We start from the raw sequence: 17,575 nt of genomic DNA on the forward strand, positions 1-17,575 counted from the left end.
GATACTTGTTTTATTTTTAGACCATTATTTTCTCTGTGAACAATAAACTCCGGTCAGATTACACGATTTGACACATCATATGAAGCAGGGCAGCCTGCGTTCATATTCCATGGCCAGGATACGCAACAATTCCATAAACGCCGTACTTACATATATCCGTTTTGTGTACAGCCCCTTGATGAAAGAATGGATGGATGAATCCGTATTCTGGCATAGTACGTGAAGTTCGGATATCTGACGGGATATATATTGTTCATGTTCAAGCAGGGTGTTCAAGGCAGCCAGCGGTGTCGGCCATTGCCGGATGTCACGCCTGATTTCATGGATGGTTACAGCACCTCCTTCATGATAGATGCGGTTCATCATCTGATAGACCTTGCCCATATTGTCCTGTGCCTGTACACTTAGCCATGAGGCCAATATCGGAAGTTGCTGCCCCTCAAAATAGACCTGCAATGACAGGTACAGGTTCGTTGACCAGATTTCTGTATTGATCAATGTGTTTATCGCATATTCAATTCGTTTATCCATGGCTGTTCTGATATTTGAAATTAGACAAAATAAATCGTAATTCATATCCTGCAATAATCATGAATTTATGTGATAGCATCTGTAAACCGGACTCTTATGGAGTCGCAAAATAAATTTTAATATTCACAAGACAAATAGTCATAAAATATATAATTATAATGTCTTTTTGTCACAAGTTTTCTGCAACATTCTCAACAAGATATCCAGTTCTTTTTCTATCATGTTGATCTTCTCGTATATGTAGTCCAGCGTATTATGATAGTGCAGGCAGGCCCTGCATTCCTGCAATTCCCTTGACAGGGAGAGTATTTGTCTCCAAAGTTCCTCTTCTGTATGTCCAGGGGTATTATTGAATGCCATAAATGGATTCAGAGAAACTGTTTGGCATGTAATTTGTGTAATAATAGCCGCAAGTCCCGAAAAGGGGCAGGAATGGAAACAAAAAGGCAGAGAATTCCACTAAAGATAGTAACAGACAGAGGAATGAAAACGGAAGGCGGGACCTGTCCGGTTTTGAAACAAGTTGCTTTCATAATGCGATTATATGACAACTCTGTTCCCTGGAGTTGTGTTTATATAAAGTTAAGCGTGGGAACTTTGGTATTACCGTTCAGAAGTATCCCCATACTCAACAACATATAATACACAAAGCCCCACGCCTATATATACTAATAAGATACATAGCCCGTGGAGCGTCCAATGTATTATCCAGTTGTTGTCTTGAAATTGGGGATTTCCTGAACATGGATAATGCCTAACGCTTACTGTTATTAATCTTTTTTGGTAAAAGACAAGGCAAAAATACTAAAAGAATTGATTCGCGTCAATAAAAATCCAACTTTTTTATTATTTTACTCTCTGCGCCACTGAATTTCATCGCTCTCCGCTCTCCAAATCCCGTGCCCTTCAGCGATAAGTAATCCTGAGTTCATCAATTGCCTCATAAAAGAGCTTTTGTACATCCTAAAATCCGCAACCTGTAATATTTTTGATATCTGGGGTTGCAGATACCTCTCTAAAACGACTCGTTTTCGTAAAGAACCCTAATGGTGCAGTCGCAAGAGACAAAATCCCCTTACCCCATGATGCGACTTGAGGCAATACGCAAAAGGCCACGAAGATTTGAGGCTACCCAAAATCAAATTTGAAGGCCATCATGTATGCATCATTGCTTGTGTATATGTTCAGTATGTGCTGTCTTGCAGTCTTAATCCATTTTGCAGGGACAGAAACATACTTGAATACAAAAGTTTTGATTCTGCTTGTGCGTTTAAGTCCAAAGCTCTTCATGTTTGCGTCAGATATGAGGTGTCTGTAAAAGTTTCGTATTAAAGCGGTCAGAAGCAGGAACACCGTGTTTTCCGCCATGAACGATTTTGGCAGCCGTTTCCAGCCAAAGCCGTTGTTCATGTCGTCCAATACACGCTCAGCACCGCCACGCTTGTTGTAATACTCCACGATGTCACGGTCTGTCGAAGTATAGTCATTTGTCAGTATGCATCTGTATGTATATTCCCCTTCCCACAGGTCGAGTTCCTTGTTGATGCTTCTTTGCCGCTGTATGACAAGGCGGTACGCTTTGCCGACCCATTTCTCTGCAATGATGGAGCATATCTCAAACTCGTGACCGTTTATGTATTCGGTCTTCCATCCGCGCAAGGCAAAGATATCGTCATACAACGATACACACCTGTTTGCGCGGATATAAAAATGCCGACTGTGCTTCTCCACCATTTCCACCATAGCCTCAGAGCATGAGCCACAATCCATCCTCGCACGGTTTATATGTATTCTGGCATTCTCCAAACGCTCAAAAATACGTTTTAGAGTGTCTTCCTGATGGAAACGGACATTGGTATTGCCGTCGCGGTTCTCTATCCCGACGATGACATCGCCGACCGTTGCTATTCCTGGACTGTAACCGGTAAACTTCTTGTAGGTTATTTTTGCGTCAAATTTCTCCGTCTCAATGAACTGGTGGTCAAAATCAAAGTCATATTCATTGTCTGGCAGCAACTGTCCAGTTGCCAGCAATGCATTGACAAGCAGATTGTTAAGGTCGGAAGCCACGTTGAAGTCGTAGCTTTTGCCCGAATCAGACCTGTAGGTCAGATTCGGTGTGGTCAATTCACGAATGGCCCTAAGTATTGTGTCTGCGCTGCATGTACGGAGGGGTGGATGCAAGCAAAGTGCTTCCATAAGGTGTGAGGTCACGTCTTCGACACATGACCCTCCACAGAAATATACGCACATCAGAGAACGTATTATCTCGCTATATTGATAGCCATACACTTTGCTACGCAAACCTAAAGTAGAGTCTATTGTACAAGACAACATCCTGTCGAATTTCTCCATAATTGGAAATATACCACCAAAAGATGTGAGTTTCTCGGATTTTATTTGTACTTTTACCATGCTTGATGAGGTTTTGTTTGACTATTTTTGCAACACTAAGTTAAGTGAATCCTTTGACATGACAAAATCCTGAGCCGCTCGGCTTTGCCGCTTGGCTTGTCCAAGAACTTTTTGTTGTTCAGGATATTATAAAAGTTAAAATTTATAGTGTTGCGGAATTAAGGTAATAACAATACTATGAAATCGTTATTCATATTACAACTTGTATGTTGCGTCATTACAGCCATGCTAGCATTGCAATTAGCCATGGCAAGTTTGCAGGTGAGATGGAAGGTGTGGCGCTACGAAATATCAAGATGGATTCTCGTTGCATCCATGCTATTCTTCTCCGTCCACTACCTCTTACAGATGATTCATGGACTCCGTGCACAAGGTACCGATGTGGGCGCAGCATTCAACATATTGTTCTATACTCCAGTGGCATTTGCCATCACTCTCTCCATAATCAACATAGAGAGCACAGGCAACAAAGTGCGACGGTATTGTTTACGTGGTATGATGGCATACATACTCATCGCCATAGTTTTCGTCATTGGCATGTTCAAAAGTCAAAGTTTACACATTGGCAATATGCTCTATGTGATGCTCGGTCTTTTTGTGGCTAGCATGGCATATTTTATTCTTATCATTCGCAAAGAAACAAAAGCCCGAAAGCAGAAGCTCATGGAGAATTTCGGAATCGACTTGATTCCATACGTGCGCTATTCGCAAGCCAGCATCATTTTGCTATACTTTGCTGCTGGACTCCTTCCTGTAGCAATCCTCTTCAATACCTTATTATATATAATAGGTCCCTTGATATTACTCTCTGTCATCTTTTTCGTCCACACTTTCATTGCTATGGGCTATTACATCACACCCAAAGAAGTCATTCCTGAGGAAAATGACGCAGAAGCAAAAGTCACGGAAGCAGAAGACATGAAAGACGGCAAGAACACTCATGGCACAAATATCTTGACAGCTAATAGAAAGATGGAAATAGAATTAGCCCTCAAGAAATGGTGTGAAGAGGGATTTTATAAGGACTATGAAGTTAACATCTATTCGCTAGCTACCAAGTTGGGATACAAGAAAAACGAACTGACAGAATACTTCAATCAGTCAGAATACACCAATTTTAGAACCTGGCTTAGCGACATTCGTTTTAATGAGGCTGTTCGCATGATGAAAGCCAACCCCGAATATAGCATTGACGCTATTTCCACAGAGTGCGGTTTCTCATCCCACACATGGATTTATCGTATATTCAAACAAAAAACGGGCATGTCACCTAGCCAATGGCGCAAACAGTTTGCCTCCATCTAAATGCGTATTTTTGTAATTTCGCATTAAATAGCATTTAAAAGAGGTGTGTCAGCGTTTTGACACAACCTCTACTTAAAAGATTTAATTTACAATAGTATTGCGGAATTAAGGTACATGAAACCGATAACTTGTCATAGTGGCATTGGGAAAAGCCGTTCAGACGATCCGCATCATGGTCGGCAAAAGATCTAAAGTGACCTCTTTGGCTGTCTTGCGCTTGGAGACATGAATCATTTCAAGCACCTTTATGACGTCTTCAGACTTCGTGCCACGTATCATGGTCACAAGTGTACCTCTGCCACCACGTCCCGCACGATTAGTGACAACAGTATATAATTCTCCGCAGCTTAAAGAAGTCTCGTCAATACAAAGGCTAGGGACCTGAGGTTGTGCCCGCATTCTGACACATTTACATTTGTAGTATTAAATATCCCAATAAAAATATAAGTGTATATTGTAATGGGATCTTAATAGAGGATTAAAAAAATAAATACTTAATGGGCTGTTTCTTATGAATTCTACTGAAATCTTATAATAATTGCTCAAAAAATCACATTCTTTGTATACGTAATATCCTAATTTTGGAACGCAAATTAAAAGAATATTAATAAACTAAATTATCTGATTTATATGACAAAATTAAGATGTATGCTTTGTTGCCTGATGATCTGTACTATTACTATTGATGCTAGGACTGTTAATGATATATATAAAAGAATATCTGCACAAGTCTCCTTGAAGGTTCCCGGTAATCAATCACGAAACTATTCCCTTGCTTTTCAAGGAGCCGTTGATGATAAGGGAATCTATCTGTTAGAGTCTGAAGAAAAAATACCATTAATCATTACAGAGAGAATAGAACGTGACAATGTTAAATGTGTAATGGTAGTAAGTATTACGGCATTGGAAGACGTGTACTTTAATTATCAACAACAGTTGAAAACAGGCTTCCGACATAATGACTGTATGTTTTATCTACCAGGATTCTGGTATAGTCGCAATTTACGTTCTCCTAAAGGTGCTCCTTCATTTCATATATCAGAGAGTTGGCTGGTACGTGAGGATCGTCTGAGCTCACCCCTTACCGGTATCTTCAATCAGAAAGATGGACGTTATATGACTGTGGCACGCAAGGACGATTTTCAATGGGATGCCCTTGCTACCCACCAAACAGGCGAAATCATCCTCTCGGGCAAAACGTCCCTAGGGTTCACCGGCTTTGAGAGCCATGACGGAACATCAACACTATCTTTTGGATTTCCTTACCGAGAAGCTCCTAAAACCTATATTCGTAAGTTGACGCTGGCTCCGGAGGTTACATCTTTCCAATATCTAAAAAAAGGAGAAACAGTACTCCTGACCTGGGAATTTATTGAGGGGCAGGCTACAGACTACTCAGATTTTATTTGCCATACTTGGGAATATTGTTATGATACATACCGTCCCCAACCTGTGAAAATACCTTTTTCTCCAGAAGAGATAAAAGGAGTGCTGAGCAATTATTTTGTGGAAAGTTTTGTTGGGGACAAAGCTCTTGCCTATTACTCCAGCCCTGAAATGAAAGTGGCAGCCTGTGCCAACATGAATGTAGCAGAGATAGGTTTTGTCGGTCGCGTACTTCTAAACGCTTTCAATGCATGGGAGTTTGGCAATGAGAATGGACGTGATGACCTTGCAGCTAGCAGTAAAAAGATATTTGATAGTTACTTAGAAAATGGCTTTACGGAAACCGGTTATTTGCGTGAATGGGTAAATCTGGAAAATGATAGTGATGTGAAAGAAGAACGCCCAGTGCATAGCATACGTCGTCAGTCGGAAGGAATTTATGCCATGTTTCATTATCTGAATTATGAACAGAAGTATAAACGTCACCATCCTGATTGGGAACAACGCTTAAAGAAAATGCTCGATATGTTCTTGCAACTGCAAAATCCAGATGGAAGTTTTCCACGTAAATTCCATGATGACTTTACAGTTGTTGACGGAAGTGGAGGAAGTACTCCATCCGCTACATTACCTCTGGTTATGGGATATAAATATTTTAAGGACAAACGCTATCTGTCCGCTGCCCGGCGTACTGCGGAATATCTGGAAAAAGAGCTTATATCAAAGGCTGACTATTTCTCCTCTACGCTGGATGCAAACTGTGAGGATAAGGAAGCTTCCCTCTATACCGCTACGGCAACTTACTATTTATCATTGATAACAAATGGTACGGAACATAACCACTATGCCTCTCTGACACGAAAAGCGGCTTATTTTGCCTTGTCCTGGTATTACGTCTGGGACGTTCCGTTTGCTCCCGGGCAGATGTTGGGTGATATCGGTCTGAAAACTCGCGGCTGGGGAAATGTCTCGGTGGAGAATAATCATATTGATGTATTTATTTTTGAATTTGCCGATGTGCTCCGTTGGCTTTCCAAAGAGTATAATGAACCTCGTTTCTCTGATTTTGCTGAAGTCATTTCTACTTCCATGTGCCAGTTACTTCCTTATAAAGGACATATGTGTGGAGTGATAAAAGTTGGTTATTATCCGGAAGTGATCCAGCACACCAACTGGGATTATGGAAGGAATGGAAAAGGATATTATAATGACATGTTTGCTCCCGGTTGGACGGTAGCATCCCTTTGGGAATTGCTGACACCGGGACGTACTGAGAATATACTGTTGAAATAGCTCTGATATCCACTTTTCAGGATATTCTTATATCCTGTTGTATGTTAATTAATGAAACTAACAATTAAGACAATGCAGAGACTACGTATTTTAGTTATATTAATACTTCTTTCTTTGATGCCTCTTTATTCCCTTGCCGTTCTGAATGAAGGACAATATGCATTCCGTTCACTTGATATCAATAATGGATTATCCCAGAATACGGTCCATGCCATCCTTCAGGATAAACAAGGATTTATGTGGTTTGGGACGAAGGATGGTCTTGACCGGTATGATGGTATCTCTTTTCGGACTTTCATGAAAGAATCCGGAACCTTGGGCAATAATTTCATCACTTCTTTGTATGAAGACAATCTTGGGCAAATATGGATTGGGACAGACGTAGGCCTATATGTCTATTGCCCACAAATGGAAAAGGTCAGGCATTTTACTCTGATAAGTAATCCAAACATAGATATAGACTGTACGGTCAATCTGATAACTGGGGACCAGAAAGGAGGTATCTGGGTTGTAACTCAGACGCGGGGAATCTTCTATTACAATCCCCAGGATAGCCAGTTGGTTAATTATCAGTCGGACGGGTCCGGTACTCTGAACCTTAAAACTTCCGGCCAACTCTATTTTGATTCGGACGATGTCTGCTGGTTGGACATACGTGATGGAAATCTGTATTATTCAAAAGACAAGCTTAAAACTTTAACTCCGATTTTTCCAGAAGATTCAAAAGTGTCTTTCAGAGATGAATACATCTATAAATTGCTCCCCGGACCCTATAATTGCATGTATGTGGGAACTGTATTCGGACTGAAAGAAGTGAACCTAACTAATAAGACTATCCGTACCCTTCTTTCCAAGGATGAATTGGGAGGTGATATTTATATCAGGGAACTTGCATTTTATTCAGATGACGAATTATGGATAGGAACCGAATCGGGACTTTATATCTATAATCTGCACACGGCAAAAATCATCCACTTGCAGAACGTCAACGGTGATCCCTATTCAATCTCTGACAATGCCATCTATTCGATTCTCAAAGACCGTGAAGGCGGAATGTGGATAGGGACTTATTTTGGGGGTGTGAATTATTACCCCCGGCAATATACCTACTTTGATAAAGTCTATCCCCAGAAAGAATCAAACAAAATGGGAAAAAGGGTGCGGGAGTTTTGTGCCGCCCATGACGGCACACTCTGGATAGGTACAGAAGATAAGGGGCTTTTCCATTATTATCCTAGTACTGGAAAAATCGAACCGTTCATTCATCCGGATATTTATCATAATGTTCACGGATTGTATTTGGACGGAGATTATCTGTGGGTTGGGAATTTTGCAAAAGGATTGAAGCGTATTGATTTGAGGACATACGCTGTAAAGCACTATGATAATATTGCAAGTGATATCTTTTCTATCTGCCGGATAACTGCGGGCGATCTGTATCTTGGAACAACAATAGGATTGTTTCGGTACAACCCAGATACGGAACGTTTTAAACGCGTCCCCGAACTTGGGTGGACGTTTGTTTATTATATAAAGGAGGATAAGCAGGGGAATTTATGGCTGGCAACTTATGCCGATGGCGTCTATAAAAAGAATGTCCGTACAGGTGGTTGGGAACATTTCGTACATGAGGAAGCAGACTCGTCCACCCTTCCATCCAATAAGGTGCTGAGTATTTTTGAAGACAGTCAAAATCAGCTATGGTTTACCACACAAGGAGGTGGCTTCTGCCGCTTTGTGCCTTCCGCCAACACCTTTGTCCGTTATGACGGTATCGGTCTGCCAAGCAACGTCATTTATCGGATTGAAGAAGATGAAAAGGGATTGTTCTGGGTTTCAACCAATAAAGGGCTGGTGCATTTTAACCCGAAGAATTCCAGTTTTAAAGTGTATACAGTTGCTAATGGGTTGCTGAGTAACCAGTTTAATTACCAGTCCAGCTATAAGGATAAGAATGGACGGATTTATTTTGGCTGTATTAACGGTTTCATCTCCTTTGCCCCCTCCTCCTTTATTGATAATGATTTTTTACCCTCTGTTTTGATTACCGATTTTATGCTCTTTAATAAAAAGGTGGTAGTCGGAGAAAAAGGCTCTCCATTGAAACAAAGTATCACTTTGTCAAACCATATCGAACTTCAGTCAAATCAGAATTCGTTCTCCTTCAGGATAGCTGCGATAAGTTATCAGTCACCGAGCATGAATACACTGCTATATAGACTGGAAGGGTATGATTCCGAATGGCATACAGCGGGTAAGGGCCCTATTACGTATTCCAATTTACCTTATGGGACATACATGTTACGCGTGAAAGGTGCGAATAGTGATGGTGTATGGAATCCAGATGTACGCACATTGGGGATCAGGATATTGCCCCCGTTTTATTTATCCGTATGGGCATACCTGATTTATATCCTATTGATACTCGGTACATTTTTCGCCCTCTTCTTTTATTTAAGGAAGCGTACTATTGAAAAGCAGCGTAAAGAGATGGAGAAGTTCGAACAGGAAAAGGAGCAGGAACTCTACACCACTAAGATAGATTTCTTTACAAATGTGGCACACGAAATCCGTACTCCTTTAACACTGATAAAGTGCCCATTGGAGAATGTACTTGCTGATAGGGAACTCTCCGAAAATGTAAGGATGGAATTGGAAATTATGGATCAGAACGTGGAGAGGTTACTGAACCTGATAAACCAATTACTTGATTTCCGTAAAGCGGAAAATAAAGGTTTTAAATTGAATCCGAAAGAATATAATATCGGTACTATCGTCCACTCTGTTTATAAGTATTTCACCACTTTGGCAAAGCAAAGGGGAATTAAACTTGAAGTAGAAGTTCCAGAGGAAGAATTGTTGGCTTCTGTTGACAAAGAGGCTTTGACCAAAATTCTCAGTAATCTGTTTGCTAATGCATTGAAATATGCCCGGACATACGTTTATCTCCATTTGTCTGTTGATGAGAAGAATGAGGTGTTCACTATCTCTATGAGTAATGATGGGAATATAGTCCCTATCGAAATGCGTGAAAATATTTTTAAAGCTTTTGTCCAATACCGGGACGGGAAAGATATTGTCTCGGGCACAGGCATCGGATTAGCTATGGCTCGTTACTTGGCAGAGTTGCATCAAGGTATGCTGGTGATGGACCGGGAGCTAGATTGTAACCGTTTCATTCTTTCCATTCCAATATTACACCAGACACTTCCGGATGATTCGGAAGAACAACATAAGAAACCTGGGTATGATGATGAAGATCGTGAAGTTTCTGATAAAGATAAAAGAGAGGTTGCTTCCATATTGGTTGTAGAAGATAATAAGGATATGCTTGCTTTTGTGTTCAGGCAATTGTCTTCATTGTATCATGTACTGATTGCGGAAAATGGGGTCGAGGCGTTGGACGTTCTTGAACAGAAATCTGTGGATCTGATAATAAGTGACATTATGATGCCTCTGATGGACGGGGTTGAATTATGCAAGCATCTGAAACAAAATCTGGACTATAGTCATATTCCTGTAATATTATTGACAGCTAAAACTAATCTGGAATCAAGAATCGAAGGACTTGAAGAAGGGGCGGATGCGTATATTGAAAAGCCGTTTTCTATGGAGTATCTTCGTGCCAATGTAGCAAATCTGTTGAGTAATCGGGAAAGATTACGCCGTCACTTTATTGAATTTCCTTTTATCAAAGCAGATGCAATGGCGCAGACAAAGGCCGATGAGATGTTTATTAGCAAGTTAAATGAGTATGTATTACGCCATCTTGATAATACGGACCTGCAAATTGATGATATAGCGGATGCAATGAATATGGGACGTTCCAACTTTTACCGGAAATTGAAAGGAATCCTAAATATGAGTCCGAACGAATATCTCCGCCTTTTCCGTTTGAAGCAGGCAGCTTCCATACTGAAAGAAGGAACCTATGGAGTGGTGGAAGTCTCTTACATGGTAGGGTTCAGTACCCCCTCCTATTTTTCAAGCTGTTTTAAAAAACAGTTCGGAGTACTGCCTAAAGATTTCATATCGCACTAGTAATATGTATTTTGCTTTAAATTTTATAATATCAGGTCATTTTCTGATATTTTATCCGAGTTGTTCCGGGTAATTTTGCAAATATATTAACAACTAAATTTGATGTATGACAAGGTATTTACTTTTTTTTGCCAGCCAGCCTTCGGGCGGAAGAGAGAGTTGTTTTCCTATCGTATATATAAACGATTCTTAGTTTGAGAATTTGTACTGTAATTTATATAAAGTCAAAGAAATAATTATAAAATAAATTGCACACACAATGAATAATAGAAAAGAAAATGAACAGAGTTGTATAGTAATGAATAAAAAAGAGGGTACATCGTGCATTACGACACACCTCCCTGTATTTCAGAGAAAAATCTACACTACTAATCAAAAAATCTATTGATATATGAACTGTAAAGTAAAACAAGGATGCCTTACCAGCGAAAGCTGTTGCATCCTGTTATGGTTAGCCTTCACATTATTTCCCGTTTCCGTTGTAACGGCGGCAGATAATAGAAAGATCGACGAGAGCCAGCAAAAAGAAGTAAAAGCAGAAACGAAAGGATATGTGGGAGACGAAAACGGAGAGCCTGTTATTGGAGCTACCGTATTGGAAAGTGGAACGCAGAACGGGGTTATAACAGATGTGGACGGTATATTCACTATACAGTTGGCAAAGAACGCATCATTGACCATTTCATATGTTGGGTACCAGAAGAAAACGGTAGTGGTAAAAGATAAGAAGTTCATTTCCGTTAATTTGACTCCGGACAGGAGTATGATGCTGGATGAAGTGGTCGTGGTCGGTTTTGGCAAACAAAAGAAAGAATCCCTCGTGGGAGCTGTGCAGGCAGTGAAGCCGGAAGACCTGAAGATGACATCCAGTAATCTTAGTACTTCATTTGCCGGGAACGTTCCAGGTATCATCGCCGTACAAACACAGGGTGAACCAGGCTCTGATGAGGCGAAATTCTATATACGTGGTATATCAACTTTTGGTTCGAATACCTCACCGCTGATCATACTTGACGGTGTGGAAATCAACGCTACGATGATGAACAATATTCCTCCAGAATCTATCGCGTCGTTTTCTGTGCTGAAAGATGCTACGGCAACGTCCCTATACGGCTCACGGGGGGCTAACGGAGTTATCATCGTTACTACCAAGCAAGGACAGCTTTCCGAGAAAATGTCTGTAGATATCCGCTTTGATAATACTTTCTCCATGCCTACCTATGTGCAGAAAATGGCAGATGGCCCGACTTACATGGATATGTATAATGAAGCCGTTTATAATCAGGCTATTTCCAATAACCAAGAGTATGAGCCTTTCTATAGCCGGGATAAGATAGATAAAACACGTGCCAATGCAAATCCCTACCTGTTCCCAAACAATGACTGGTACAGTATGTTGTTCAAAGACTTCGCCGTTAATCAGAATTTGAATATCTCCATCAAGGGCGGAAGCAAAAATGTGGATTACTTCCTGAATGCTGGAATCTTCTATGAAAATGGTATCATCCGGCAACCCAAGGAAGATAAGCTTGATGTGGGTATGCGCAACAAGAAATACCTGTTTCAGAGTAATGTGACAGCCCGTGTTACCTCTACGACGAAAGTGGGGCTAAATATGAATACGCAGTTGTTCTACCACCATGCCCCCAAAACAAGTACCCGGAATTTGTTCGCCTATTCCATGCATGGGAATCCCGTACGTTTTCCTGCTACACTTCCTGCTGAACCAGGGGATACATACATCCGCTACGGTAGCAATGATCCGTGGGATGTGGGAAAATCAGAGCCGAATCCTTACGCCAAATTGAGTGAAGGTTATACGGAACGAAATTATGTCTATATGACGACCGCTTTCAATCTCGAACAGGACTTGAAGTTTGTCACACCAGGGTTAAAACTCACCGGACTGGCATCTTTCTATAATTACAGTTTTAACTGGCTGGATCATTGGATTGTACCTTTCTACTATAAAGTATCTGATGACTATACGATGGATGATCAGGGAAACTACCTTTATAAGACTTCGACTATCGGTGAGCCGGGAGAACCTTATCTGAAGAGCAATTCCGGGCGTGATCCGACAGAGAGTGTCTGGTCTTTACAGGGAGCGCTGGACTACTCACGCCAGTTTGGTGGACATGATGTGGGAGCTACCCTTGTTTACCACATGAAAGAAACCAAGAAAGTGAAGGACGGCGGAGCTGAAAAAGATCTTCTTCCTTACCGTGAGCAAGGGATGGCCGGACGTCTGACCTACAGTTTTGGTCAGCGTTACCTGCTTGAGGCTACCTTTGGTTATAATGGCTCGGAGAATTTCAGAAGCGGGCATCGTTTCGGATTCTTCCCTGCGATTGCCCTAGGATGGACTATTTCTAATGAAAAGTTTTTCCAACCGTTAAAAAAAACAGTTTCCACTCTGAAAATCCGAGCTACTTATGGATTGACCGGAAATGATGCGCTTGCCACTCGCTTTCCCTATGTAACAGAAGTCAGTATGAATAATAATTTGGATTGGTGGACTGGTAGCGGTACCCGCGTGAATGGGCCGCTTGTAAATATTTATGGTAATGCGAACGCTACATGGGAGAAATCGAAAAAGCTGAATTTAGGTGTCGATATGACCCTTCTTGAATCTATGGATATAACCATTGATTATTTCAAGGAAGACCGTAGTGGAATTTTTATGCAACGTTCGTCCGTCCCTTCAACAATGGGAGTGACAGGTATGCTGCCTTATGCCAACATTGGCTCGGTAAAGAATAAGGGTGTGGATATGAGTGTAGCATACAGCAAAGTAATTGGCAAAGATTGGGTGCTCCGCCTGAACGGTAGTCTGACCTATGCGCATAATGAGATTACGGAGATAGACGAACCGGTGAATGTAGAACCCTATTCTTCAAGAATCGGACACCCGATAAACAGTATTATGGGATATGTGTCTGACGGATTGTTTACTTCTCAGGAGGAAATAGACAGATCTCCCAAACAGTCGTTCGGAAATTATACGGTGGGAGATATTAAATATAAAGATCTGAATGGTGATAACGTGGTGAATGGTTATGACAGGACGATTATCGGCAATCCTGAAATTCCGGAGATTATCTATGGTTTTGGAGGAACGTTGAAGTATAAAAAGTGGGATTTGTCTCTGTTTTTCCAGGGAGTGGCCAAAGTCAGTTTAATGATGAGCGATATTCATCCGTTCAGCGAAGCGGGCCATAAAGGATATAACATTGCACAGTATATCGTTGATGACCACTGGTCGGAAAGCAATAATGTAGCCGGTGCCGCCTATCCCCGATTATCACCCGAATTTATCACGAACAATGCGCAAACCAGCACTTATTACCTACGTAACGCAGCTTTCCTGCGCCTGAAGAATGCCGAACTGGGCTATTCCTTCTTCCCGTGGCTGCGTGTGTATGCAGCAGGTACTAATTTGCTGACATTCTCTCCGTTCAGTACCTGGGATCCTGAAATGGGAAGTGGGAATGGTTTGAAATATCCGCTACAGCGCACGGCCAAGATCGGAATTCAGTTTCATTATTAATTAAGAACAGAATAAGTTATGAAAAATATATATACAAAGTTATGCCTGTCGGCAATCGGCTGTTTAATGATGGCATCATGTGATTTTCTTGATGTGGTTCCGCAAGGTACTGCTACCGTGGATGATATCTACCGGACACAATATCAGGCTGAAGGAATGGTACTGTCTTGCTACGCGAATATCCCTAACTATTTCCATCCCCAACAATTTCCTGATTTTACCGGAGGAAACGAAATCATAACGAGCAAAGGAGGAACAACGCGCTGGTTTCATTTCCGCAGTCTGGTTTATGGGGAAGAATCCCCAACAACGACTTATTACTCATTATGGAGCAATACAGCAAAATCTTATCCGCAGGGTGCTGTGAAGAAAGCAGTATGGGAAAGTATCCGCAATTGCTATAATGTGCTTAATAATCTGGATAGGGTATCGGACATTACCCCCGAAAACCTGAGCTGGTGGAAAGGTGAAGTGCTGTTTTTGATCGGGTATTATCATCAGATCATGCTGGAGTACTATGGACCGATAGTTATTATTGACAAGGAAATACCAATGGAAAGTTCTCCGGCCGAGATGATGACCTCCCGTTCTCCTTATGATACATGTGTCGATTTCATTGCCAATAAATATTCGGAAGCAGCTAGATTACTTCCTGGCGTATGGGATTCAAGTAAGAGAAACAGGGCTACCTCTTCTGCTGCCTTGGCTTTCAAGGCTCGGCTGTTGCTTTATGCCGCCTCGCCGTTAGTCAATGGGAATAGTGAGTTTTATTCCGACTTTAAAAACCCCGACGGCACTTTTCTGATTAACCAGACTTATGACCGGGAAAAGTGGAAGAGAGCGATGGATGCTGCCAAAGAGGCCATAGACCTTTGCGAAGAGAACGGTTACAAACTTTATGGAAATTCGACCAATGACTTGGAGCAAGGGAAGAAAAACTATCATGAAGCCTTTGTCGGTGATGGGATCAGTGGTAGCGGATTTAACTGGAATGAAGTCCTGTTTGGCTTTGCTGAACAGGGAACTATTTCCTACTGTATCAAGAATATGGCTCCTCGTGTTGAATTTACAAGTTATTCGACCAAAGGTTTTAGAGGGTCCTTATTCCCGACGTGGGATTGTGTGAGTAGGTATTATACCAAGAACGGTCTACCTTGGGCAGATGACCCCGAGACTAAGAAGCTTGATCCGTATTCCATTGCACCAGGTGATAGTACGGTACGTTTTCACAGGAATCGTGATCCGCGCTTTTATGCCTCTATTGGCTTTGATCGTGGAAATTATGACGTGCAGGGAAAGACAATAGTGCTCAAATGCAGACGTGGTGAAATGCAGCAGAATAATGGCAATGCCAAGGATGAGTATCAAACGGACAACGGTTATTATTGTCAGAAATGGGTGTCTAAATATGATACCTATAATAGGACTACCGATCAAATAACCTACAACCGTTGGTGCTTTCCTTATATGCGTCTGGCCGAACTCTATCTGAGTTATGCAGAAGCGGATTTCGAATATAGCGGCACACTGAGTACTGCCAGTCTGTCCTATTTGAATAAAGTACGTGAACGTTGCGGATTACCTACCTTTGCAGATTCATGGGCAAAAGCCGGTGGTATTCCTTCAGGAGAGAAGTTGCGCGAAATATTACATGATGAACGCTCCATTGAATTGGCTATGGAAGGCAGACGTTTCCATGATATGCGCCGTTGGAAAATTGCCCATACTGAAATGATGCGTTATCAGAAATCCTGGACATTATCCGGAAAAACCGCTGATAGTTTTTATAAACTTACGGACATGAAAGAAACCGGCGTTCGTAATTTTACCGCTCCCAAGAACTATTGGCTTGCTATTCCACAAGATCAGATAGAAGTAAATCCCAATCTAGTGCAGAATCCGGGATACTAGAGAATCAGCTCTTATATAACTAACAATTAGAGGAAAGGACAAAATGAAAAAGGTAATGTGTTTATTGGTAATTATGTTTATGATTGCCAATACTTCGGCACAAACACGGGTGATTGCCCATCGTGGTTTCTGGAAAACCCAAGGATCAGCACAGAATAGCATTACATCTTTGTTGAAAGCGGATTCTATAGGATGTTATGGTTCGGAGTTTGATGTCTGGCTGACAAAAGATAATGGTTTGGTGGTTAGCCATGATGGGATTATTCAAGGGCATAAGGTTGAAGAGTCCACTCTGAAGGAATTAACCGGGTTATGGTTAGCGAATGGAGAATGCGTACCCTCCTTAAAAGAGCTTCTGGAAACAGCTAAGCGGAAAACATCTTTGAAGCTGGTGCTGGAGTTGAAAGCTCATAGTAAACCCGAACGGGAGATAAAAGCTGTTGAAGAGATCGTTTCGATGATAAAGAAGATGGGACTCGAACCCCGGATGATATATATCACCTTTTCGTCTCACGCATTAAAGGAACTGATCCGTCAGGCTCCCACAAGCACTCCTGTATATTATCTGAAAGGGGACTTATCTCCACAACAACTGAAAGAATTGGGTAGTGCCGGACCGGATTATCACTTCTCTGAATTTTACCGTTATACCGATTGGATTGAAAGTTGCCATGCCTTGGGGCTAAAAGTGAATGTATGGACGGTTAATAAAAAAGAGGACATGCAATACTTTTGGGATAAAGTCGACTTTATCACTACAGATGAGCCGTTGGGACTGTTGAAAGATATAATGAAGGTCAAATAGATATATTTTCTGAGATAATGTATAGTCCAACTGATTACCTTTAATAATCTGTTGATTATTTATGTTTTTGGAAAATGAGTTTCAAGTTTTCAAACGACTGTTCATGTTGATACAGTTGAATGCTGATTGAAAACAAAACAATAGCGGAAACAATGAATGTCAATCTTGTATAAGAAGGCAAACGTCCAAATTTATAGTTCAGCTCCATTAATCGAACTGAATAGGGGTATTTATTAAATAATATAAAATTAGCCAACTAATTCATAGCCAAATTATTGCGAATTAGTTGGCCTTTTTGTATCTTTAGGTATTCCGTGCGACAAGAAGTCGTACAAGTA

Annotated in this window: 10 protein-coding genes; 6 read left to right on the forward strand and 4 right to left on the reverse strand. The window is 41.3% G+C overall.

The annotated features are described in order from the left end of the window. Positions 1-75: 75 nt before the first annotated feature. The 3 genes from DW862_RS03385 to DW862_RS03400 form a co-directional block, all read right to left on the reverse strand. A complete protein-coding gene (locus DW862_RS03385) occupies positions 76-531 on the reverse strand; it encodes a ferritin-like domain-containing protein (protein ID WP_087306322.1) in 456 nt (151 codons plus the stop codon). 153 nt (positions 532-684) lie between these two features. Then, positions 685-891 (reverse strand): hypothetical protein, encoded by a 207-nt coding sequence (locus DW862_RS03390; RefSeq protein ID WP_087306324.1) that lies wholly within the window; start codon positions 889-891, stop codon positions 685-687. Positions 892-1,659: 768 nt separating this feature from the next. Further along, positions 1,660-2,946 carry an IS1380-like element ISBfi1 family transposase gene (locus DW862_RS03400; RefSeq protein ID WP_004312659.1) on the reverse strand — a complete coding sequence of 429 codons (1,287 nt, stop codon included), beginning with the start codon at positions 2,944-2,946 and terminating at the stop codon, positions 1,660-1,662. Between the two features lie 177 nt (positions 2,947-3,123). Here DW862_RS03400 and DW862_RS03405 point away from each other — a divergent pair, with 177 nt between their 5' ends. Continuing rightward, on the forward strand, positions 3,124-4,251 hold the full coding sequence (locus DW862_RS03405; RefSeq protein WP_004312658.1) for an AraC family transcriptional regulator: 1,128 nt from the start codon (positions 3,124-3,126) through the stop codon (positions 4,249-4,251). 156 nt (positions 4,252-4,407) lie between these two features. On the opposite strand, the gene DW862_RS03410 is transcribed toward DW862_RS03405, so the two are convergent. Further along, on the reverse strand, positions 4,408-4,650 hold the full coding sequence (locus tag DW862_RS03410; protein ID WP_004318648.1) for a transposase: 243 nt from the start codon (positions 4,648-4,650) through the stop codon (positions 4,408-4,410). A gap of 231 nt (positions 4,651-4,881) precedes the next feature. On the opposite strand from DW862_RS03410, the gene DW862_RS03415 reads away from it, so the two are divergent. From DW862_RS03415 to DW862_RS03435, 5 genes are all read left to right on the forward strand, one after another. Further along, positions 4,882-6,930: a hypothetical protein gene (locus DW862_RS03415; RefSeq protein WP_004318649.1), complete on the forward strand. Its 2,049-nt coding sequence runs from the start codon at positions 4,882-4,884 to the stop codon at positions 6,928-6,930. A 72-nt stretch (positions 6,931-7,002) separates the two neighbouring features. Continuing rightward, positions 7,003-10,971, forward strand: a complete 3,969-nt coding sequence (locus tag DW862_RS03420; protein WP_032849363.1) for a two-component regulator propeller domain-containing protein — start codon at positions 7,003-7,005, stop codon at positions 10,969-10,971. Between the two features lie 391 nt (positions 10,972-11,362). Continuing rightward, complete coding sequence (locus DW862_RS03425) at positions 11,363-14,521, forward strand: TonB-dependent receptor (protein ID WP_087306328.1); 3,159 nt, start codon at positions 11,363-11,365, stop codon at positions 14,519-14,521. Positions 14,522-14,539: 18 nt separating this feature from the next. Beyond that, positions 14,540-16,432, forward strand: a complete 1,893-nt coding sequence (locus tag DW862_RS03430) for a RagB/SusD family nutrient uptake outer membrane protein (protein WP_004312654.1) — start codon at positions 14,540-14,542, stop codon at positions 16,430-16,432. A gap of 43 nt (positions 16,433-16,475) precedes the next feature. Then, positions 16,476-17,237 (forward strand): glycerophosphodiester phosphodiesterase family protein, encoded by a 762-nt coding sequence (locus DW862_RS03435; protein WP_182423205.1) that lies wholly within the window; start codon positions 16,476-16,478, stop codon positions 17,235-17,237. Positions 17,238-17,575: the final 338 nt, after the last annotated feature.

It is taken from the genome of Bacteroides sp. AM37-9 (assembly GCF_003603455.1).
Taxonomy (GTDB): Bacteria; Bacteroidota; Bacteroidia; order Bacteroidales; family Bacteroidaceae; genus Bacteroides; species Bacteroides xylanisolvens.